Source organism: Bergeyella cardium, from assembly GCF_003614945.1.
GTDB classification, from domain to species: Bacteria; Bacteroidota; Bacteroidia; order Flavobacteriales; family Weeksellaceae; genus Bergeyella_A; species Bergeyella_A cardium.
On record NZ_QYCZ01000001.1, the window covers coordinates 1,146,969 to 1,169,360 of the forward strand.

Consider the following 22,392-nt stretch of genomic DNA (forward strand, 5'->3'; position numbering starts at 1 on the left):
CCAAAAGCTAGAAGCTAAAAACCAGCTACCGCCCGTAGCCTCCTAATCACGCTCACAAAACCATAAACCAATCCCCCACCTGCTAGCCCTGCTCCTGTTTCTATCAAGATTTCGGGGATGCGCCGGTATTCTTCTGTTATATGATGTATTTGTGGGATATAATGTGCAAAAATCCCCCCTGCTACTAATATTAGCGCTACCGTTCCTATGACTGCAAATGCTCGAATAATAATAGGTAAAGCACTTATCAATAAGCGCCCTATCTTCGCCAGCAGTCCTTTATTCTCAGATTTTTTTATAAGGCTAAAACCCAAATCATCCATCCTTACAATAAGGGCAACGAAGCCATAAACTCCAACTGTTGCCAGCACAGAAACCACACAAACCGTTATAATTTGCCTTATCAATGGCTCTCCGAGCACTGTTCCTAAGGCAATAATCACAATCTCCACCGAGAGTATAAAGTCGGTAGATATAGCTTCCTTCACCTTTATTTTTTCTGCGACCATAGGGTCGTTTTCTTCTGCTTTCGGGGCGTTTTTTTCACTTGCTGAGCCCTCTTTTTTATGGAAGAGATAATGGACAATCTTCTCCACTCCCTCAAATGCGAGATAGAGCCCTCCAAATACCAAAATCCACTTGATAGCAACGGGATAGATGATGTTTAACAGCAAGGCAATAGGCACTATAATCGCTTTATTTACAAGGGAACCTTGGGTTATTTTCCAAAGTACGGGCAGCTCTCTGGAAGAGACAAATCCCGTCGCCTTATTTGCATTTACGGCTAAGTCATCGCCCAATATTCCTGCTGTTTTTTTGGTCGCGACTACCACATCGTCCATCAGGCTCGCTATATCGTCCAATACTGCAAAAATTCCTGTTGCCATCTCTTATTTTTTAAATTTTTCGGGCGCTAAAATAAACCTTATTCCTCAATTTTTCTCTATACAATGAGCTAATGATTTTTTTCATTGAGAAAAACTCAATAAAACGAACGAAAAAATGCTAATACAGTAGGTAAAAACACCAATGTAACGAGTAAAAATACGAATGCAACACTCAAAAATGCGAATGCAATGGGTAAAAACGCTTCTGCAACTATCTAAATCAACAAATCAACGCTAAGATTAGTGTTACAACTAGTAAAAATGAAAAATACGCTACAAAAAATCAATTATCAACTATAAAAATTACGAAATCATCAATTTATTCAATCTCAATTATTTAAATTCCACCCCTTTTTAATAAAAAAAGGGTCTCTAACCCAAGCCAACTCTTCCCTCCCCTACCCCTCCATTCTCCTAAAAAGTCTAAACAAAGAGGCTTGCAGCTGTTAAAAAAATATAAAGTTTTTGTACGCACTAATAAATTATTTAGTTTTGATGACGAAACAGAGCAAAAAGCTCCTAAAAATCAGATATAATTAATAAAAAAACACAGATTATGGCAAAAATACTTTGGATAGATGACGAAGTAGATCTACTCAAACCCCACATCGTCTTCCTCGAAGGCAAAGGCTACTCCATCACCCCGATTAATAATGTAAATGAAGCCCTCGAGCTCATAGAAAAAGAAAAATTCCAGCTCACCCTCCTCGATGAGAATATGCCAGGAATCTCTGGGCTCGAAGCCATTCCCCTGCTCAAAAGCAAAGACTCTGCAATGAAGATCGTAATGGTTACCAAAAGCGAAGAAGAGCACATTATGGAGCAGGCAATAGGCTCACAAATCGCCGACTATATCCTAAAACCCGTCAACCCCAATCAAATTCTCCTCTCCTTAAAGAAAAATTTGCAGGAAGACAACCTCGTAGAGCAAAAAACCATCCTTGAATACCAGCAAGAATTCCGAAATCTCTCTATGGAACTCGCTTATCTGAAAACCTATCAAGACTGGGCAGATTATTACAAGAAAATAATGAATTGGGAGATCAAGTTTGATAAAGTGATGGATACCGAATTTGCCGAGCTCCTCCAATCTCAGAAAGAAGATGCCAATATTCAGTTCTCAAAGTTCATAGAACGCAACTACGAAGGCTGGCTGCACTCCTCCGATAAACCAATGATGAGCCACACCCTTTTTAAAGACCGCGTAAAACCCGAAATAGAGAAAGGAAAAGTCCTCCTCCTGATGATCGACAACCTGCGCTACGACCAATGGAAAGTCATAGAGCCCCTCTTTGCCAAATATTATAATAAGGTACAGGAGGACTACTACTACAGCATCCTGCCCACCGCTACACAATACGCGAGAAACGCCTTCTTTGCTGGGCTCCTCCCATCGGAGATAGAAAAACGCTTCCCTGATAAATGGTTTAATGACAATGAAGATGGAGGAAAAAACGAATACGAAAAAGATTTCCTCAACGATCAGATGAAAAGGCTCGGGCTGAGCGGAAAGACCTCAAAATACATCAAAATCCTCAATGCCGACTTTGAAAGAAAAATCTACGAGGACTTTAATCAATACAAAAACTACGAACTCCTCACCATCGTCTATAATTTCATCGATATCCTCTCCCACGCGAAGACCGATAATCATATTGTAGACCAGCTCATCCGAGATGATAAAACCTTCAGATCCCTTACCCTCAACTGGTTTGAAAACTCCTCCCTCATCAAAATAATTCGCCTCGCCGCCGAAGTGGGCTTTAGATTGGTCATCACTACCGACCACGGGACTATCTATGTTAAAAAGCCCAGCCAAGTCATCGGCGACCGAGAGACTTCTACCAACATCCGATACAAAACGGGGCGTAGCCTCACCTATGATGAGAAAGAAGTCTGGGCAATCACCCAACCCGAGAAGTTTTTCCTCCCAAAAGGCAACCTAAGCTCCAAATACATCTTCGCGAAGAATAATACCTTCCTCGCTTATCCGAAGAACTACAACCATTTCGTGAATTACTATCGCGATACCTATCAGCACGGGGGGATTTCTCTCGAAGAGTGCATCATCCCCGTCAGTATAATGGAGCCAAAATAATTTTTTATATTTGTAGCTCATAATAAATATATTTTTAATGATAGGCTGGGATTCTTTCCAGTCTATCATTGTTTAATATCCGCAAAACAAGCATCAGATGAAGATAATTTCCTATAATGTAAACGGTATAAGGGCTGCTTTCTCCAAAAATTTAGATGAGTGGCTGAAAATAACGAATCCAGACCTCATCAGTTTCCAAGAATTGAAGGCTATGCAGGAGCAGATTGATCATAAAGCCTTTGAAAGCCTCGGTTATCACAGTTTTTGGTTTCCCGCCGAGCGAAAAGGCTATAGCGGCGTGGGCATAGCCTCAAAAGCCAAGCCCAAAGCCGTAGTCTATGGAATGGGAATCGATAAATACGACTCCGAAGGGCGAGTAATCCGCACCGATTTCGCAGATTTCTCCACCATTTCCGTTTATGTGCCCAGCGCTTCCAATATTGAGAGGCTGGATTTCAAAATGGAGTTCTGCTATGACTTTATGAACCACATCAAAGAGCTTAGAAAGGAAATCCCTCACCTAATTATCAGTGGAGACTTCAATATTTGCCACGAAGCGATAGATATTCACGACCCTATCCGTCTAAAGAATGTCTCAGGCTTTCTTCCGATAGAACGAGAGTGGATGAGCCTCTTTATGAGCGAGTGTAAGCTGCTCGATAGCTTCAGAATCTTCAATGACCAGCCGGAGAACTACACTTGGTGGAGCTACAGGCAAAATGCCCGCGCGAGGAACAAAGGCTGGCGCCTCGATTACCACTTCGTAGCCGATATACTCGAGGAGCGGCTCCAAAATTCCCTCATCTTAAAGGATGCCGTGCACTCCGATCATTGTCCTATCCTCTTAGAAATCTAATATTGCGAAAACCTTCTCTTTCTAAATATAAGAGAAGGTCTTTTTTAGTAAAATTATCTCCCTTTTTTCTTATCCGAAGGCGTTCCGAACGGGTCCGAAGGCGTTCTAAACGGGTTAAAACTTGTTTTTTAACAGAAAATTCTCATAAAAAACGATATTTCTTTACCGATTTATTAATTTCAATGGGTTAAGTTCGCCATAGAATTTGAAAAAATAGAGGAAATTCAGCGTTATTATATCATCTATTAAGTATTAAAAAAAGAAGTATTGCCATTTATTCTTAATATCATACAAAAAAAATGGCTTCTAGCCCAAAACTTAAGACTAAAAACCCGTTAATGATAATAAGTTTATAGATGAATTAATGAGACCAGGAGCGGTTATCGGTATTGGCATCTCTTTTTACACCATTGCTCAGGTTGTAGGCGAAACCTACGCCGAGGGTTTGTTTTAGCTGCGTCTTCTTAATCTGGTTGTGGTCGTAGAGAAGGTCAAGCGTGATGACGGAAGAGATGTATTTATTGATTTTCATATTAAGCACCCCACCATAGGAGAGAACCAATCGGTCGGGATGGTCTAGGTAGTTGGAAAATACGGATGCGGTATTGGCAAGGGTGATATTCTCCATCAATTTTAGCTTATACTGGGCGGTAGCGAGGAAACCGAGCTGGAAGAGAGAAGAATCTCCATCGTTTTTCAAGCCATACAGCCCCTCTTTTTGGAGCTCTTTATCCAATACGAAAGTCCACCGTGCGTTGGCAGGTCTTAGGGTAAGGGTAAAGTCGGCAGCGGGCTTGTAAGTAAAACCAGCACCTACGCTAAGGTAGCCTGGCGCCATAAAATTAGAGGTCTTCACATCGTCTGCTGGCGGAGTGCCGTAGGTATAGCCCGGTGCGAACTGGGTAATAAGCCCTGCACCGGCGGATGCATACCAGCTTTTGGAGACTTTACGGCCATAATTGGTGGATAGATTAAGAACATCTTGGGTCTTTCGGGCTCCTGTGCCCTTAGTATCGTTTTGACCGTAGCCAAGAACGATGATATTCTCCCAAAGGTCTTTATCCTTCTGGTAAGTAAGGTTATAATTAATGCCAGCTATCCAGCCGACATTGTTGGTTCCGCCACCTACCCAGTTAGAGAACGCCGCTTGGTTGAGCATTAAGGAGTGTTGCCCCTCGATAGACCAGTTTTTAGTAGCAAGGGAATCGGTTTTAGCCTCTACAAGCTGCTCCTCCTGTGCAAAAAACAGGGAAGAAGACATTGCTAAGAGGGCAAATGCAATTTTTTTCATTATTTGATTCTTAAAAATTAGGAGGCAAATGTAGGAAAATATTTTTCACGACCTGAGCAATGCGCTCCTTGTCCTCATCGGTGAGATTAGAGCCAGAAGGAAGGCAAAGTCCGTTATTAAATAGGTTTTCGGATACGCTTCCACCGTAGTATGGGCTGGTCTTAAACACAGGCTGAAGGTGCATAGGCTTCCACAATGGGCGAGATTCTATATTCTCTTCTAAGAAAGCAAGCCTGAGGTCTTCCCTCGTCTTGCCCGTTTTCTCTGGATTGATAACGATTGCCGAAAGCCAATGGTTGGAATAATAATCTGCACTCGGCTCGGTAAAAACCTCTACTCCATCAATGTCTTTAAATAAATCTTGATAGAAAGTGTGCATCTCCCTACGGGCTTTTATCCTCTCGGGAAGGACTTCCATCTGCCCCCTGCCGATACCTGCCGAGATGTTGCTCATTCTGTAATTATAACCAATCTCCGAATGCTGATAGTGGGGTGCATTATCCCGAGCCTGAGTGGAAAGGAAGACGGTTTTATCCTTCTCCTGCTGAGTGTGGCAAACCAATGCCCCCCCGCCAGAAGTGGTGATAATCTTATTTCCATTAAAAGAAAGCACACCAAACCTCCCGAAAGTACCGCAAGCCTTGCCCTTATAAGTGGAGCCCAAAGCCTCTGCAGCATCTTCTACAAGTGGGATATCGTACTTCTGCGCGATGGACAAAACTTCATCTACCTTGAAAGGCATACCGTAAAGCGATACCGCAACAATCGCTTTTGGCATCTTGCCCTTAGCAATGCGGTCGGTAATAGCTTCTTCTAAGGCTTTTGGGCAGATATTCCAAGTCTCTGGTTCGGAATCTACAAACACAGGAGTTGCCCCTAAATAGGCAATAGGATTTGCCGATGCAGAAAAAGTCATTGACTGGCAGATGACCTCATCACCCGCCTGCACACCACACTGAATAAGCGCCAAGTGAAGCGCCGCCGTACCCGCCGAAAGTGCAGAGACCTTTACCCCATTCCCAAGGAAGCGTTCCAAGTCTGCCTCGAAGCCATCTACATTTGCCCCGAGCGGTGCTACCCAGTTGTTTTCAAATGCCTCGTGAATATATTTGAGCTCATTGCCGCCCATATGCGGAGATGAAAGCCAGATTTTTGTGTTGCTCATTATTTAATTAATTTTTATTACTGTACACTATATCCTCCATCCACTGGTAGCTCTACACCAGTAATCCATTTGGAATTATCTGATAATAGAAATGAAATAGCTTCTGCTACATCATTAGGTTCTCCTAAACCAAGAGGGTGCATAGATTCTATTTTAGAAACATTATCTTCACTGATGCTCTCCAATATTTTTATAGACATATCTGTCTTTACCATACCAGGAGAAACACAATTTACACGAATATTTTTAGGGGCTAATTCTAATGCTAAAGCTCTCATTATACCTACTATTGCATGCTTAGACATACAATAGGCGGTTTTAGCAGTTTGCCCTAAATGCCCCATTACAGAACTTATAAAAACCAAGCTACCTCCTACTGGGTCAAAATTGCCTTTCTTCAATAAAAACTTAGTAATTAGGACAGCAGGATAGGCATTTACATCCATTACTTTTTCAAGAGTTGCTTTTTTCAGCAATTTAGATGGGATTGTAGCTTCTATACCTGCAGAATACACAAAACCATTATAAGGAACCCCATCTGCTACGCTATCTGATAGTGCCTTATTTAGTACTTCTTCATTTGTAACATCAGCAGGGAAAATTTGATATTTTCCTACTTCAAGTTGAGAAGCAAGAGCATTTAATTTCTCTGTATCACGAGATATTAAAACCAAATCTGCCCCCTGCTTAGCAAGATTAAGAGCAGTCTCTCTTCCCAAACCAGAAGAAGCACCTACTATAAGGATTTTTTTACCTTTCATCTGTACTATTTTTGAAGCATTTCTATGATTTTGTCCAGAGTAATCATTTCTGATATTTCTTCTGGTTCAAAAGATTTATCAAAAGAGTCTTCTAACTCTACAATAAGGTTTAAGTGCCTTAGTGAATCCCAGTTCTCGATAGTTTTCTGGGAAATCTCTGCTGGGAAATCTGCAATAGGTAATTCAAATACCTCAGACATAATTGCAACTATTTGCTCTTTCATTGTTCTTTATTAATTATTTAAAATTTATGGTATAATAATCTTTAATTTCTATCTCTAAATCTGGGTTGAAGGAGTATTTCTTAATGCCTTCTGGGTCTTCGCTATCTATTGTAAAGCCTACTTTTTCCAAGAAATCTTTAGTCATTGCATTTTTCTTAGATGGGATGTATTCTGCTTTTACTTCTTTACCTGTTTGGGATTGCAGGTGTTTTATAATACTTAGTAGGGTGATTTTTTCTATCTCACGACCTAATATTCTACAACTTAAAAGGTAAGAATCGAGGAATAAAGTATTGTTTTGCTCTTCAACAATGCAGGCAATGGTAATACCATTATCGCCAAACTTATCCTTTACATTGGCACAGTAAATATGGCTTCCATTTTTGAGTTTAAGTTTGAGGTCTTCCTCTGTATAGCGCTGAGTTCTTAGATTAAATTGATTGGTTTTCTGAGTCATTTGAGCAATACGGGAGATATTAGCATCATTTGCAGAGATAATATCTACTACGATATCTAAGCTAGCGAGATAATCATCCATATTATTAAAGACTTTTTTGCTCTCGTTTCGGAAGAAGTTTTCTTTATACTGCTCGGTTTTATTTAAGTCCTCCTGCGAGAGCTCAAAAGCAGTGAAGTACTCATTATAGACTTTCCAAAAGAAATCTACCAAATCATAAGGCTTGTCTGGAAAATCTGGAACTTCTACCTCTGGAAGAAATTCTTTTACAATGCCCCTCTCAATAGGGTTATCGTCTATAAAGACAAAGCTATCGGTACCGATATTAAGCTCTTCTGCTATTGATTTTATATTCTCTGCTTTATTCTGCCAATTGATTCGATAAGCGGAGAGTACTTGGTCATTAATGAGATGATTAGGGTTTTCTCTCCACAGCTCTTGTACATCTGCAAGGTTGTTTTTGCTACATACAGCCAAAATAACCCCTTTTTTGGAGAGCATTAAAAGTAATTCTTGAAAACTCTTAAAGGCATTACCTGGATAATCTTGTCCGAGTTTTACACCGTGAACACCATCTTCACCTACAACGCCTCCCCAGAGTGTATTATCACAATCTAAAACAATGCACTTCTTTCTTTTAAGACTGATGAAATCCAGTTGGCTATTGAACCAATTCTTAAAAGGTTTAGCCAGTTTTGGGTTAATAATCATTTGAGATGTAAAGAAAAATCGCCAGTCTACTTTATCGATTGTTTGGTTTTCAAAAAACTGATTAAGCTCTACTACTTTTATATTATTCTGCTCAAAGGAGAGGGATTTAAGGGATTGATTAAATCTGAGGATGGCTGAACTCAGCTCAGAATGTTTTATTTGCCAATTCTGCTGATATTCCACAGGAAGAGTTAGAGCTATGATTCTCTTATCTGAAATTAGCTGAGTGATAAGGGAGATTTTAGATTGTATTTCCTCTATTTCTTCTATCTGCTTTTCTGGAGTTTTGCTCGGGTCTAGCTGATAGAAAAGGATGATGTTATCATAATCTTCCTGAGGGAGGGATACATCTCCATAACCACTGAAATGAGTAGTATTATCAAAGAGATACTCAACCGTATAGTTTCTATAAACGAAGTTTTTCATTATTTTTCTAATAGTTCTATTAATCCTACAGATGGGTTATACAAAAAGCATATCTTTCTATTGCTAAATGCAACGGCAGGTGTGGGAGGAAGGACTACAGCAAATCGTTGCTTTTTAAGTTCTTCTATTTTCTCATTAAAATTTGATATTTCATAACAGATATGGTATAATGAAGTGCCTGATTTAGCTAAAATTTTTGATACGGGATTCTCCTCTTGGGCAGGTTCTACAAGTTCTATCAGATGGTTGTTTTCATTTTTGAGAAACAATAAATTAACTCCTTGTATAGGGTCAAAAATGATATCGGAAGCTGTTTGATAGCCTAAATTAAGAAATGATTTAATGCTTTTCTCAATAGATTTGGTCGCTAAACCATAATGATGGACTTTCATATTATATTTCAATTAAATCACTGATATAAGTATCTGCTAAATCCAAAGATGCGGCAGCCCAAGAAAGCCCTGCTCCAAATCCACTCATAATAATCTTATTATTAATAGATTGCTTATCTTTCAATTCACTCACTATTGTTAAAGGAATAGTTGCTGAACTTGTATTTCCAAATTTATCTAAACTAATAGGCACTTTTTCCATATCATATTTTAGCTTTTTGCTAAAAAACTCAATCATAAATTTATTTGCCTGGTGAAATATGATAGAATCATAATCAGAAATATTAGTCTGAGTAGCTTCTAACAGTTCTTTTATACTTTTAGGAACTACTTTCAAAGTAAAATTAAATACATCTATTCCATTCATATAGATTTGTAACTCATTTCCTATGCTTCCATCTTCACGAATTTTCTCTTCTAAACTATTTTTTGTAAATGGATTTCTACAAGCTCCCCCAGGTACATTAACAGATGCCCATCCTTCTCCATCTGTATGTAAAATAGCATTAAAATTATTTCCTTCTTTTTTCTCCAAAAGAGTTGCTGTTCCTGCATCTCCATAGAGTAAAGCATTGGTTTTATCTTTTGAATTTACAATTTTAGAAAATGTTTCCCCATCAAGCAATAAAACTCTATTTATATTAGGTAGATTAAGGTATGTAAATGCTGTAGTTAATGCATAAATATATCCACTACAAGCTAAGGAGAGATCAAAGCAGATAGTATTTTTGCTAAGTCCTAAACGATTCTGAAGTATAGGAGCTGTAGCTGGTATCTTATAATCTGTAGTCTGAGACATAAATATGAGCACATCAATAGAATCTTTATCTATATTCAAATCAGAAAGTAATTTTTCTGCAGCATTATAGCATAAATCGGATGCACAAATATTTTCATTAGAAATTCTGCGCTCTTTAATTCCAACTGATTCTATTGTTTTTTTCAATTCCTCTTCTGGAAAAATATGATTAAGACTTTCGTTTTTAATCACTTGTTTAGGTACACAAGCAGAAATACCTTTAATTGTAACATTGGGAATGTGAATATAAGCCATTTACTTTTGATTTTGAACAATATTGTATATATCTTCCACAGTTACTGCATTTTTAATATCATTATGAGTTAGAGCTACATCATATTCCTCTTCTATTACAGCTAAAAGTCCTAATGCGGCTAAGGAACTCCATTCTTCAAAGTTCTTAAACTCTGTAGCCATTGTTACTTCTGATACTTCTACTTCATCAAATATTGATGTAAAGTCTTCTATAAATTTATTCTTGTCCATTATATTTTTTTTAGAATTTAACTTTTATTGCAGGGTTTCCTATATAGAGCCCTTCATCTTTTATACTTCTCAGCAGAATACTGCCTGCTCCTAATGTATTTTCATTACCCATTTTTTTATTCTGAATAATCCCACTATTAAAACCCAAAAGATTAAGGTTACCAATATGTACATTACCAGAAATTTGAACATTTGGGCTAAATACATTATAGTCTCCAACAAGATTATCATGACCAAGTGTAACTCGAGTATTAAAGACATTAAAATCACCTATTTTAGTATTACAACTGATTATAGTATTTAATGCAAAAATATTTCCATGCCCGATATTTATACTATCTTTCCCTAAAAACTGTACAGTAGGGTGAATAATATTAGGAAAAATAAGATAATTATTATTTATCAGCTGTTTTACAGTGAAAATATGCTTTGGAGTACCAATAGCAATAGCTACTTCCAATGGATAATCAATAATATTCAACTGCTCTACTGTACCTACAATCTTTCCAAAATTATTTTTGAGAAGCCCTGGTGCATCATCAAAAAAACCTATAAACTCATATTTTGTATTTTGAGCCCGTAACATATCTCTCCATATACAAAAGACCTCTTGTCCAAACCCTCCCGCACCTACGATTGCTATTTTTTTCATATATTAATTTATTAGTTTTTTCCATTAAAATTTTCTACAGTGGCGTGCCCTTCTTGGGAGATGCCCTCGCGGATGAAAACCTTTTTTATCGTTAGCAATATGATTTTTACATCTAATAAAAAGCTGATATGATCTACATACCAAACATCGAGTTCAAATTTTTTAGTCCAAGATATCGCATTTCTCCCATTAACCTGTGCCCAACCCGTAATACCAGGTTTTATTTCGTGGCGACGGCGCTGCGTTTCGCTATACAAAGCTAAATATTCTGGCAGTAAAGGTCTTGGCCCTACGAGAGACATATCTCCTTTGATCACATTAAGGAGTTGAGGGATTTCATCAAGAGAGGTTTTTCTTACAAATAACCCAATTTTGGTGAGCCGTTTAGCATCTGGGAGGAGATTTCCATTGGAATCTCTCTTATCATTCATCGTTTTAAACTTGATAATCTTAAAAATCTTCCCATCTTTCCCTGGTCTTAGCTGATAAAAGAAAGGCTTGCCATCATTAACAAAAAATAGCCCCACCATTACCAAAAAAAATAGAGGGAATAAACAGATAAAACCTATGAATGACAGGCTAAAATCTAAAAATCTCTTGATAAAAAGGCGGTACATTCTTACTTAAACCTAAATAAATTTAGTAACAAAAATAAATAAAATTTCTTGGTATCTCTCATTAATTGGGTGTTATATTTCAATATCATCTTATTTCGTTGGAAGTAAGAGCCGAGAAAGGCTCGGTATATCTTATAATAATCTGAACCTGGTTCTATATACTTTATATAGTTCTCAATGTGTTTTTTATGATAACCTCTGAGGACTTTACCTATTTTATACTTAATCGTACTAAAAGATAATTGATTAAGATGCCCATGTACATTATTATTATGCAAACGATAATGAATATAAGAATTTCCATCTATACAGACCTTAAACCCTCTACTTCTGGCGAAGAAATATACCAACCAGTCATGCGAAAACTCTTCCCAACAAGAGGAATCTACCGTAGGTATAAAGGCTTTGAGTTGCTGAGCAAGATTTTTAGTAAAAACATAGGTGCAACCAGCACTCCCCCCCTCGAAGAGGAAATCATATTTCTTTTGTGGGTAATCCTTTTTTAGCAGAAAGAAACTATTGTTCTGCATATCCCACTTGGTAAGGTTAGAGCAATAGAGCTCTGCACCTTCTGCTTCTAATTTTTCTACTGCAGCACTCAGCTTTTGGGGTAGCCAAATATCATCTTGGTCTGCAAAGGCTACAAAATGAAAGTCTTCATTAAAATCTATCTCTGTTATCATTTTAAGGAAGTTATTTGCTGCAGAACCTGTAGCAGGAGTATTTATCTTGACCTTTAATTCTGGAAATTTTTCCCTAACAAGGGATACAGTTCTATCCTCACTCAAATCATCATTAACAACAAGGTCCACAAGAACCCCTTCCTGATTTAATATTGACTGAATCTGCTCCTCTATATACTTTTCTCCGTTGTAAGATGCGAGCAGGGTTTTTATTGTTTTCATAATGCTTAGCTTATTTCGTGCGTATCATAGAAAGTATAGATAAAATGGAAAAGAATCACTATAGAAGCATAATCCATTAAATTATTAAAGCGTTTGTATTTAGTATCATCTACCCTAATAAAAATAAGCCCCGTAAGTAAATAAGGTGAATACCTAAATGCTGCGATAGGACTAATAAAAAATACCAGTATATAAAGCGCAAGTGTAGTAATAATTACTGGATGGAAGAATCGCTTCCTTAGAAAAAGATAAGCAACAAAAGTAGCAGACATAAAGACAGCAAAAAATATATAATGTATAATACTAAATATCTGTTTCTCGCTATATGCATTAAACTTACTATTTATCAACTCAAGCTCTGGTCGGTTTAAAAGAGTACCTACAAATATTACTGATACTAAAAGGGAAAAAACAATAGTAAAATAATAAAAATACTTCTTACTCTTATGAAAAATAAGCACTATTGGAACAGTAGAACTAAAGTGCATAAACGGAGTAAGATATACTAATTTTGTAGTTTTCTTATCATTATAAATCTGATGGATAAAGTATGCAAATATAACATATGGAATCCCATTCCTAAGCAAAACATAGGAGAACAACAAGTAGTAGAGGGAGAAAAATATCATTTTTTTCCAAGTACGGACATTTTCTGCCCAAATAAGCCATATAAAAAAGCTATTAACAATGATGAAATTAAAGTAAAACATCAGTTGGAAAACTTCTTTTCTGGTATCTAAAAGGTTTGAACAGAAAGTATGAAGCAAATAGAGATAAGGCTCTTTGGTAAAATAATCAAGTAATTTCTCTGGTTTCTCCATTCTATACAGATGATAGTATGCCATATAATCTTTGCCCCAACTTACATCTATAGAGAAACGTAAAATAAAACTGAAAACGATAAAAGCAAATGTAAAAAATGCTTTATGAACAGGATTCTTGTGCAGACATCCTAAATAAAAAAAAAGGAAAGTAATTCCCAAATATAAATGTAACTCATTCATTTTATCTAATAAATAAAAGAATTAATATTAATACAAAATGAGCACATATTCTACTTGTGGTAATGATGTTAAGCTCTTTTAATCCTTTACCATTATCAATAGAAGCCATCATCCTTGGATCTATAAACAGGAGGAGACTCATAGCTCCTACTGAATTCAGTACCTGGCTATAAGAACTTAGCATAAGAACTTTCTGCGGAAAATAAAATGCAATGTAGTAAAGAAAAGTCATACTAAAACCATATACAGATGAAGCTAGAAAAGAAAAACCAAAGAACAAACTGTCTTTCTTAAAATTAATAGCCTCCTTTCTAAAAGTAGGATTCAAAATAATCGTGAAATCTTTTTTATACTCTACTTTTCCAAGGAAGAAATTAAGTTTTGATATAATAAATCTTGATATAGCTAAGGAATACCTTCTACTATAAAGCATTATAAGGAGAAGAATGACGAATATGTGTGCAAGGAGGGTCATTAGCCAGATTAAGTCCTTATCTTTTACAGACTCGGTATAGTAGGCCATAATAGGTGCGAAGATAAGAATAAACCCCCGAGCAGAATACTGAAAAACATTGATAAGGGAAAAAAGATATCTGAAATTTTTATTATCGTGAAGATTAAATTTTAAATGATAGGTAAATACATCTATATAAATAGATACAGCATACATTAGTGGAGCTATAAGAAATTTAATATCCATCTTTTTTTCCTTTCTTCAATTATTATAGTTTTTCTTTAGGCTTTTCAAGTATAATATTACTCTCTTCCTATATTCTATTCTAAGCAATTTTGTGATGGCTTACTAAATTATCCTTCCATCTTGCAGATTTTTTTAGAAAAATCTCTTATTAGTTTTTAAAAATTTATTACTGATGCCAAAGGTAATGATTATCAATAAATGTACATTGTCTTCATATAACTTTTTCAGCCTAAAGATCTCTTATTCTATAAGTTTATTAATTTAATAAAATAGCAGATAATAATTTTGGAATTAAAGTCTCTTATCCACATTCTCAAAAACACCTTTTACATCATAGACTACAGTACTTGAGGTCTTTAAAGTTTCTATATCTAAATTTTTAAAATCTTTATGAGCTACCCCAAAGATAATTGCATCATACTTCCCATTAGGGAGCTGCTGAGTACTCGTGATACCGTACTCATGCTGAACCTCAGAAGGATTTGCCCAAGGGTCAAAAGTACTTACCTTCACACCGAAATCCTCCAAAGCAGAAATGACATCTACGATTTTCGTATTTCGGACATCTGGGCAATTTTCTTTAAAAGTTACCCCAAGCATTAGGACTTTAGCACCATTGATTTGAATATTCTTCTTAATCATCGCCTTTATCACTTGCTCTGCAACATATTTGCCCATAGAATCGTTCATTCTTCTCCCCGCAAGGATAATCTCTGGATGATAGCCGTACTCTTGAGCTTTCTGTGCTAAATAATATGGATCTACACCGATGCAATGTCCCCCAACGAGACCTGGCTTAAATGGAAGGAAATTCCACTTAGTGCCTGCTGCCTTTAGTACATCGTGAGTATTGATATCCATTAGATTAAATATTTTAGCCAACTCATTTACGAAAGCAATATTAATATCTCTTTGAGAATTTTCAATCACTTTTGCTGCTTCAGCAACTTTAATAGTTGGCGCAAGGTGAGTCCCTACTGTAATTACTGATGAATAAAGGTTATCCACCACTTTTCCGATTTCTGGTGTGGAGCCAGAAGTTACTTTTAGAATTTTCTCTACAGTATGCTCTTTATCACCTGGATTAATCCTTTCAGGGGAATATCCAGCAAAGAAATCTTGATTAAATTTCAATCCTGAAGCCTTCTCCACCACAGGGATACAATCTTCCTCCGTTGCCCCAGGATAAACAGTAGATTCGTAAATAACAATATCTCCTTTTTTGATGACTTTTCCTACGGTCTCACTTGCTTTTACAAGAGGTGTAAGGTCTGGGCGATTATTCCTATCCACAGGTGTAGGAACAGTGATAATGTAGATATTGGCATCTTTTATATCTTCCAGATTTGATGAGCAGAAAAGTCCGTTAGAACTTGTATTGAATGGGTTTTCTCCAACCAAAACTGACTTCAAAAGTTCATCAGAAACCTCCAAAGTTTCATCGTGTCCTGCATTGAGTTCTGTAATTCTTTTCTGGTTAATGTCAAATCCTACCACAGGGAATTTCGTTGCGAATAATCTTGCTAATGGAAGACCGACATATCCTAAACCTATAACTGCTATTTTATGATTCATTTTTTATATTCTTACTTTTTACTTTAAATTTTCCCAATACCAATCTACAGCTTCTTTTAGTCCCTCTTCAAATTTATGAGTAGGATGGTATCCTAAATTCTTCTGAGCCTTTTCTATACTTGCCAATGAATGAGGAACATCTCCCTGACGATTAGGCCCGTGGAGGATTTCTACATTAGCGATTTCAGTATCGTATGCAGAGAGATATTCTTTTAATAATTCTGCCATTTGCTTGATAGTTGTTCTGTCTCCCACCGCTGTGTTATACACTTGATTAATAGCTCCCTCATCTTCTGAAATGAGTGCAAGGAGATTCATCTGAACGACATTATCTATATAGGTAAAATCTCTGGAATAAGTACCATCTCCATTGATTGTAGGAGACTGATGATTCATCAATTGAATAACAAACTTAGGAATAACCGCAGCATAGGCTCCATTAGGATCTTGCCTTCTCCCAAATACATTGAAATACCTTAATCCAACAGTATCAAAATTGTAAGTTCGTTTAAATACATCTGCATAAAGCTCATTTACATATTTTGTAATTGCATAAGGAGAAAGTGGTTTTCCAATAACATTCTCTACCTTTGGTAATGACTGGGAGTCTCCATAAGTAGACGAACTCGCGGCATAGACTAACCTTTTTACCGCTGCATCTCTCGCTGCAACGAGCATATTGAGAAAGCCTGATACATTCACATCATTGCTTGTAACAGGGTCATTGATGGAACGAGGAACAGAGCCCAAAGCAGCCTCATGAAGCACATAATCCTGGCCTTCGCAAGCTTTTTGGCAAGTTTCTAAATCACAAATATCACCTTCTATAAGGGAAAATTTAGGATTAGAGAAAAATGGTTCAATATTATGCCTGTGTCCAGTAGCAAAATTATCTAAAACCGTAACTACAGCTCCGATTTCTAATAATTTTTCACAAAGATTAGAGCCGATAAAGCCTGCTCCACCCGTAACCAATACCTTTTTATCTTGTAATTTTGAGAAGTCCATATTAAACCTTATCCTAATAATCTTCTGAAAAATCCTTTTTTCTCTTTGCTATGGTAGCCGTAACCATATTTATTGCCATAACCGAGATTAGTCTTGCTTACATCATTAATAACAAAAGCAACATTGTTGAGCTTATGACTGTTGATATTATCATTTGCAAAATTGATAAGCTCTCGCTCAGTGTACTTAGAACGGGTAACATAAAGCGTGGCATCTGCAAGCTCCGCGAACAATAATGTATCCGTAACAAGAAGTAAAGGTGCTGTATCTACAATGATATAATCATACTGAGTGCTCAATGTATTGAGGAGCTGCTCAAATCTACCATTAGAGAGGAGCTCTGTAGGGTTTGGAGGTATCATTCCAGAATAAACTACATCACAATTTGGATTAAATAGCGACTGATGAATGATATCCTCTACCTGTATATCGTCAGAATGGAGATATTCGGTAAGACCTGCATAGGCACGGCTTTTAGGATCGTATCTCTGCAACTGAGGATTTCGGATATCAGAACCTATAATGAGCACTTTGGTTCTAGGATTAGCAAGAGTAAGCGCCAGATTGATAGAAGTAAAGGTTTTACCCTCGCCTTTTACAGAAGAGGTAACGAAAACCACTTTACCTTTGTGCTTTTTAGGAAGCATAAAGTTCAGATTCGTAATCAGTATTCTAAATGCCTCAGCAACTGGTGAAACATCATTTACTTTAATAATATCATCCTCTCCTTTCTTAATGCTTGGCAATTCTGCTATGACAGGAGTGGTGGATAGCTTTTGAATATCATGCTTAGACTTGATTTTATTATCTACAAGCTCATAAATATAAATGATAGCTAAAGGAATGAGGAGACCGATAACCAAACCTACAAGCAGGATAATCATATTCTTTGGAGCGACGGGCTTATCAGAGGGGTATGCGGTGTCTACCACCCTTGCTTTATCGGCAATAATGGATTGAGTAATGGCAGACTCTTCCCTCTTCTGCAAAAGCAATAGATAGAGGCTTTCTTTTATCTGCTGCTGTCTTTCTATCCCTCTGAAAAGTTTCTCCATAGAGGGAAGTTGAGAGATTCTGCCAGAGATTTTATTCTGCTCGCTAAGGAATTCATTCCTTGTGATTTCTAAAGCGATTTTATTCTTTTGTAAAGACTGCAATACAGAGGAACGCATCGCATTAATCTGCTTTGTGAGGTCTATTACGGTAGGATTTTCCTCAGTAGCGGATTCCAAGAGACGATTTCTCTCAAGGACGAGCTTATTATAGGTAGAAATTACAGTAGAAGCATCTGCATTTTGAAGCCCGACATTAGTTGGGAGGACTTGGTAAGCTCCTTGTTTGGAGACATAGGATATCAGCGAGTTGGTAAGCTCAAGCTGGGCATCTGCTTCGAGTTGTTTTGCTCTGTTTTCAACGGTAGTTTCGAGACTGAGCTTAGCTTCGGTAGGGATATCAGTAATTTTATAATCTACTTTGAACTGCTCTTTTTTATTTTCTACATCACCGAGTTCTATGGAGAGTTTTTTTATTCTTTCATCGATGAAATCGAGGGTTTTTTTAGACTCCGAACTCTTGTCGTCTATCGCATCAATATTATAAGCAATAATGAGGTCATTGATAAGATCCTCTGCTTTTTTGATATTAGGGTAATTCATAGAGAGCGCGATAACCGTAGCATCTTTATTGACCAAATCTACTTTTAGAATCTCTTGATAATAATTCACTGCCTTTTCAAGCGAAGAAATATGAAGCTCTAATGCAGATACATCTATGTCTTTATTGAGTTTTGGATTGTAGGTCTCGTTTTTAGTGATAATCATTTTGGCATAAGGCAGGGAGATGGTCTTCCCAAGCTCAGAGGTGATTTCTTTTTTGAGTTCATCAGAATTGAGGCTCAGTTTATTGCCTTTAACGATAAGCTCTAAAGGTTTTTTAGGGAAGTCTACATTAGGAGTTTCACTGATAATCTTCACACTAACAGGAGAAGTCTCTTTGTAAAGCTCTACCTTTCTAAAACCTTTCTTAGCAAAGAGGCTTGCTTGAAAATTATTATTCTGTACAACTTCACGCATTAGTTTTTTGGAGCTGAAAATCTGGATTTCATTATCTATGCTATTGGTTTTTAATCCACCAAAACCAGACAAATCAGCAAGGAGCCCGAGTTCTGGACTACCAGAGGAATTATCTGCATCTTTTATAAGAACGGTAGACTCCACTTTATAAACAGGAGTCATAAACTTCAATGCAAAATAAGTAAGAAATAAAGTAAGGAATATACTTATGATAAACCATTTCCAGCGCTGTAAGTAAGGCTTTATGATTTCCGCTAAATTAAATTCTTCTGAAGTGTTTGTATCTATCGTTTTTTCTGATGACATTCTTTTTTATATTAATCGTTGATGATTTTATCTAATGAAAAGGAAACAGGCTAAACCCGTGTAATGGCAAGGGATTATTTCCTGATAAACAATGCTAAAAGACCAATAATCACACTGGCTACTGAGATGTATATACCTGCATTAGGGTCAAGGCGAGAGGCTTTCTGTCTTGTTTTATTTGCAGGCACATAGATGACATCTCCTTGTTTTAAGATATAGTAGGGAGAATTAATAAAATCTGCTTTTGAGAGGTCTATCTTAGTTTGCTCTACTCTACCTTCGGTAGTTCGTATGAGGAGGACTTCATCTCTAAGTCCGTAAATGGTAAGGTCTCCTGCTAAGCTCAGTGCCTGCATTAGGGTACCTTTCCCATCTGATAATATATACTCACCAGGGCGAGTAACCTCTCCCATTACGGAGACTTTAAAATTATTAAGCCGAACACTTACGGAAGGCTCTTTTATGTATCTTCTGAGTTTATTATAGAGAGTAGATTTTAATCCATCTATCGTCAGTCCCTTTACATTGATTTTACCTAAGATCGGCATATCAATAGCTCCCTCATCATCTACTATATAAGTAGGTCCAGAAGCTGTTTGAGAGATGTTCTGAACATTACCTGTAATATTTAAATTCTGTAATGCTTTACCCGAAGAATAGCTTTGATTAAAGGGAGCAGCTACATCAGCATCTTTTGCCATCACCATAATAACAAGCTCATCACCTGGTTGCAGAGTAGTCTGCTGTAATTTATGTGCATTTTCAAGAACTATTTTCTCTATATCTTGCATATAGTTGAGGTTTTTCCTCGGCTCACAAGAGAATAAAAATATTAACCCAAATAAAGGTAAAATCTGCTTAATAATGTTCATTTATATTATTATAAAAAGTGGTGCAAATATACAATTAAAAAACCGAAGACTCATTGTGTTTATCAAGTCTCTCGTATATGGAGTTATTGCTTTTAAATTCTCTTACTATTTTCTTTATTAGCCTTACTACTTCCATTTTATCATTTTCTTTTGCTAATAATATAAGTTCATCTGTAAGACTATCTATATCAGCAAACGGCATAGATGGGTCTTTGGAAATCATTATCTTCTCGTGAGTAGTAGGCAGGTTTTTGGTATCATCGCTCAGGAGTTCTTCATAGAGTTTTTCCCCTGGTCTAAGCCCTGTAAATATAATTTTAATATCTATATCAGGTTCAAAACCTGAGAGCTTTATCATTCTTTTTGCGAGGTCTACAATTTTTACGGGTTCTCCCATATCAAAAACATAGATTTCACCACCATTACCCATAACCCCTGCGGTAAGAACAAGCTCACACGCCTCTGGAATAGTCATAAAATATCGTACAATATCAGGGTGGGTTATGGTTACGGGGCCGCCAGCTTCTATTTGCTTCTTAAAGTAAGGGATTACCGAGCCATTAGAACCTAAAACATTACCAAATCGAGTGGTAATAAACTTGGTTTTATTCCCCTCCATACCCTGCAATGCCTGCACAAAGAGCTCTGCCGTTCGTTTGGTTGCCCCCATTACATTGGTAGGGTTCACCGCTTTATCTGTGGAGACCATTACAAAGCGATTGACATTATATTCACTTGATAACAGTGCCAGATTCTTAGTTCCCAATACATTTGCAAGGGTGCCTTCATTAGGATTATTCTCCACAAGAGGCACATGCTTATATGCTGCAGCGTGATAGACCATAGAGAATCTATACTCTTGGAAAAGCGCCTCTACCCTATCCTTATGGGTAATATCTGCAAGGATAAATTTAATATCCACCTCTGGGAAATTCTGCCTCATTTCGAGTTCTATATCGTATAGAGGAGTCTCTGCTTGATCAAGTACGACCAATACACTCGGTTTGTACTGTGCTACCTGCCTCACAATTTCACTACCGATAGAGCCTGCACCTCCCGTTACCAGCACTGCTTTCCCAAGATGTCTCTGCTCTACTTCTTTATTCTCAATTTTTATCTGCTTTCTGTTGAGCAAATCTTCTATCTGTAATTTTTGTATACCGAGCTTATTCTCCTTACTACCGAACTTTTCTATATCTCCAGCCTTCAATACTTGGAGTTTTTTTTCCAAGAAAAGAGCTACCCATTCATCAAGTTCCTTTTTGGAAATAATTTCTTTCAGTACAATGATTCCATCTATATCAAGGCTCTCTTTTGTACTTTTTTCAAGATCAGTCTTATGGTAAATTCTCTTTCCGAGTAATTTTGCACTTTTAGAATCTTTTCTATTGGTAATAAAACCTGTAACTACATATGGTGATTGTGAATTATCTTTTATTGCCTTTGCTATAGCTACAGACTTCTCTCCCACTCCAAGAACCAACACTTTCTTACCAAAAGTAAGATGCCCATAATCTTTTACTATATAAAACATCTCCTTTACTACCAAACGAAGAGAGAAAAGGAGCATACAGGCTATAATACTAAATATAAATAAAAATACTACTGAATGCTGTATAAGCCGAACACCCGTAAACTGTATAATACCATAATTAATAAAACCTACACTAATGGTAGAACATAAAATAACAAGTATAAGTTTTAATAAGTCAATGAAGGTAGAATGTCGAATAATCCCCGCAAAAGTTTTGAAGATATACATAAAGAAGATATTTACCATCAGAATAAAACCACCAACCCCAACACGATGAGAAAAAACTTCTATATTTCCAAAACGTTTAAAAAACCAACAAGCAGTGATTATAGCAATAAAAATCAGGAAAATATCTATCAACAAAATAGCCCACCTCGGCAGATATCTCATATCTGAAAGGCTTACAACATTATCTCCACTATAAATTCTCTTCTTTAATTCTTCAATAGCATTCATCTTATACAATCTATTTCCTGTATAGGATTTACAAAAATATAAAAAAGCACTTCTAAAATACAATATCGCTCTAGATTAATTATCTTTTGCCTAATATTTCTCTTTTTCATAATACTCAAAAGAAAGTTTTACAAAACA

General features: G+C 36.7%; 21 protein-coding genes. 2 read left to right on the forward strand and 19 right to left on the reverse strand.

The window, feature by feature from the left end:
* Positions 1-14: 14 nt before the first annotated feature.
* Positions 15-887: a DUF808 domain-containing protein gene (locus D8991_RS05215; protein WP_120489107.1), complete on the reverse strand. Its 873-nt coding sequence runs from the start codon at positions 885-887 to the stop codon at positions 15-17.
* A 553-nt stretch (positions 888-1,440) separates the two neighbouring features.
* Here D8991_RS05215 and porX point away from each other — a divergent pair.
* Both porX and D8991_RS05225 read left to right on the forward strand, forming a co-directional pair.
* Positions 1,441-2,985 carry a T9SS response regulator signal transducer PorX gene (gene porX, locus D8991_RS05220; RefSeq protein ID WP_120489108.1) on the forward strand — a complete coding sequence of 515 codons (1,545 nt, stop codon included), beginning with the start codon at positions 1,441-1,443 and terminating at the stop codon, positions 2,983-2,985.
* Between the two features lie 97 nt (positions 2,986-3,082).
* A complete protein-coding gene (locus D8991_RS05225; RefSeq protein ID WP_120489109.1) occupies positions 3,083-3,841 on the forward strand; it encodes an exodeoxyribonuclease III in 759 nt (252 codons plus the stop codon).
* A 361-nt stretch (positions 3,842-4,202) separates the two neighbouring features.
* On the opposite strand, the gene D8991_RS05230 is transcribed toward D8991_RS05225, so the two are convergent.
* The 18 genes from D8991_RS05230 to D8991_RS05315 all read right to left on the reverse strand — a co-directional run bounded on the left by D8991_RS05230 (position 4,203) and on the right by D8991_RS05315 (position 22,254).
* Positions 4,203-5,132 (reverse strand): DUF3078 domain-containing protein, encoded by a 930-nt coding sequence (locus tag D8991_RS05230; RefSeq protein ID WP_394364116.1) that lies wholly within the window; start codon positions 5,130-5,132, stop codon positions 4,203-4,205.
* Positions 5,133-5,142: 10 nt separating this feature from the next.
* Positions 5,143-6,297: a DegT/DnrJ/EryC1/StrS family aminotransferase gene (locus tag D8991_RS05235; RefSeq protein WP_120489110.1), complete on the reverse strand. Its 1,155-nt coding sequence runs from the start codon at positions 6,295-6,297 to the stop codon at positions 5,143-5,145.
* Between the two features lie 17 nt (positions 6,298-6,314).
* Positions 6,315-7,058 carry an SDR family NAD(P)-dependent oxidoreductase gene (locus tag D8991_RS05240; RefSeq protein WP_120489111.1) on the reverse strand — a complete coding sequence of 248 codons (744 nt, stop codon included), beginning with the start codon at positions 7,056-7,058 and terminating at the stop codon, positions 6,315-6,317.
* A 5-nt stretch (positions 7,059-7,063) separates the two neighbouring features.
* Positions 7,064-7,282 carry an acyl carrier protein gene (locus D8991_RS05245; protein WP_120489112.1) on the reverse strand — a complete coding sequence of 73 codons (219 nt, stop codon included), beginning with the start codon at positions 7,280-7,282 and terminating at the stop codon, positions 7,064-7,066.
* Between the two features lie 13 nt (positions 7,283-7,295).
* Complete coding sequence (locus tag D8991_RS05250) at positions 7,296-8,876, reverse strand: HAD-IIIC family phosphatase (RefSeq protein WP_120489113.1); 1,581 nt, start codon at positions 8,874-8,876, stop codon at positions 7,296-7,298.
* On the reverse strand, positions 8,876-9,268 hold the full coding sequence (locus D8991_RS05255; protein ID WP_120489114.1) for a VOC family protein: 393 nt from the start codon (positions 9,266-9,268) through the stop codon (positions 8,876-8,878). The genes D8991_RS05250 and D8991_RS05255 overlap by 1 nt, the downstream gene beginning before the upstream one ends.
* A gap of 1 nt (position 9,269) precedes the next feature.
* Positions 9,270-10,322, reverse strand: coding sequence for a 3-oxoacyl-ACP synthase III family protein (locus tag D8991_RS05260; RefSeq protein ID WP_120489115.1), 1,053 nt, complete (start codon positions 10,320-10,322; stop codon positions 9,270-9,272).
* Positions 10,323-10,553, reverse strand: coding sequence for an acyl carrier protein (locus tag D8991_RS05265; RefSeq protein WP_120489116.1), 231 nt, complete (start codon positions 10,551-10,553; stop codon positions 10,323-10,325).
* Positions 10,554-10,563: 10 nt separating this feature from the next.
* Positions 10,564-11,205 carry a PglD-related sugar-binding protein gene (locus D8991_RS05270; RefSeq protein WP_120489117.1) on the reverse strand — a complete coding sequence of 214 codons (642 nt, stop codon included), beginning with the start codon at positions 11,203-11,205 and terminating at the stop codon, positions 10,564-10,566.
* An 11-nt stretch (positions 11,206-11,216) separates the two neighbouring features.
* Positions 11,217-11,822 carry a sugar transferase gene (locus D8991_RS05275; protein WP_120489118.1) on the reverse strand — a complete coding sequence of 202 codons (606 nt, stop codon included), beginning with the start codon at positions 11,820-11,822 and terminating at the stop codon, positions 11,217-11,219.
* A gap of 2 nt (positions 11,823-11,824) precedes the next feature.
* On the reverse strand, positions 11,825-12,727 hold the full coding sequence (locus tag D8991_RS05280; RefSeq protein ID WP_120489119.1) for a glycosyltransferase: 903 nt from the start codon (positions 12,725-12,727) through the stop codon (positions 11,825-11,827).
* Between the two features lie 5 nt (positions 12,728-12,732).
* Positions 12,733-13,731 carry an EpsG family protein gene (locus D8991_RS05285; RefSeq protein ID WP_120489120.1) on the reverse strand — a complete coding sequence of 333 codons (999 nt, stop codon included), beginning with the start codon at positions 13,729-13,731 and terminating at the stop codon, positions 12,733-12,735.
* 1 nt (position 13,732) lies between these two features.
* Complete coding sequence (locus D8991_RS05290) at positions 13,733-14,431, reverse strand: alkanesulfonate monooxygenase (protein WP_120489121.1); 699 nt, start codon at positions 14,429-14,431, stop codon at positions 13,733-13,735.
* A gap of 291 nt (positions 14,432-14,722) precedes the next feature.
* On the reverse strand, positions 14,723-16,006 hold the full coding sequence (locus D8991_RS05295; RefSeq protein ID WP_120489122.1) for a nucleotide sugar dehydrogenase: 1,284 nt from the start codon (positions 16,004-16,006) through the stop codon (positions 14,723-14,725).
* 18 nt (positions 16,007-16,024) lie between these two features.
* The gene (locus tag D8991_RS05300; protein ID WP_120489123.1) at positions 16,025-17,014 is read right to left on the reverse strand and encodes an SDR family oxidoreductase; all 990 of its coding nucleotides are present in this window, start codon (positions 17,012-17,014) and stop codon (positions 16,025-16,027) included.
* A gap of 8 nt (positions 17,015-17,022) precedes the next feature.
* Positions 17,023-19,392 (reverse strand): GumC family protein, encoded by a 2,370-nt coding sequence (locus D8991_RS05305; RefSeq protein WP_120489124.1) that lies wholly within the window; start codon positions 19,390-19,392, stop codon positions 17,023-17,025.
* Positions 19,393-19,466: 74 nt separating this feature from the next.
* The gene (locus tag D8991_RS05310) at positions 19,467-20,264 is read right to left on the reverse strand and encodes a polysaccharide biosynthesis/export family protein (RefSeq protein WP_120489125.1); all 798 of its coding nucleotides are present in this window, start codon (positions 20,262-20,264) and stop codon (positions 19,467-19,469) included.
* A 34-nt stretch (positions 20,265-20,298) separates the two neighbouring features.
* A complete protein-coding gene (locus D8991_RS05315) occupies positions 20,299-22,254 on the reverse strand; it encodes a polysaccharide biosynthesis protein (protein ID WP_120489126.1) in 1,956 nt (651 codons plus the stop codon).
* Positions 22,255-22,392 lie beyond the last annotated feature (138 nt).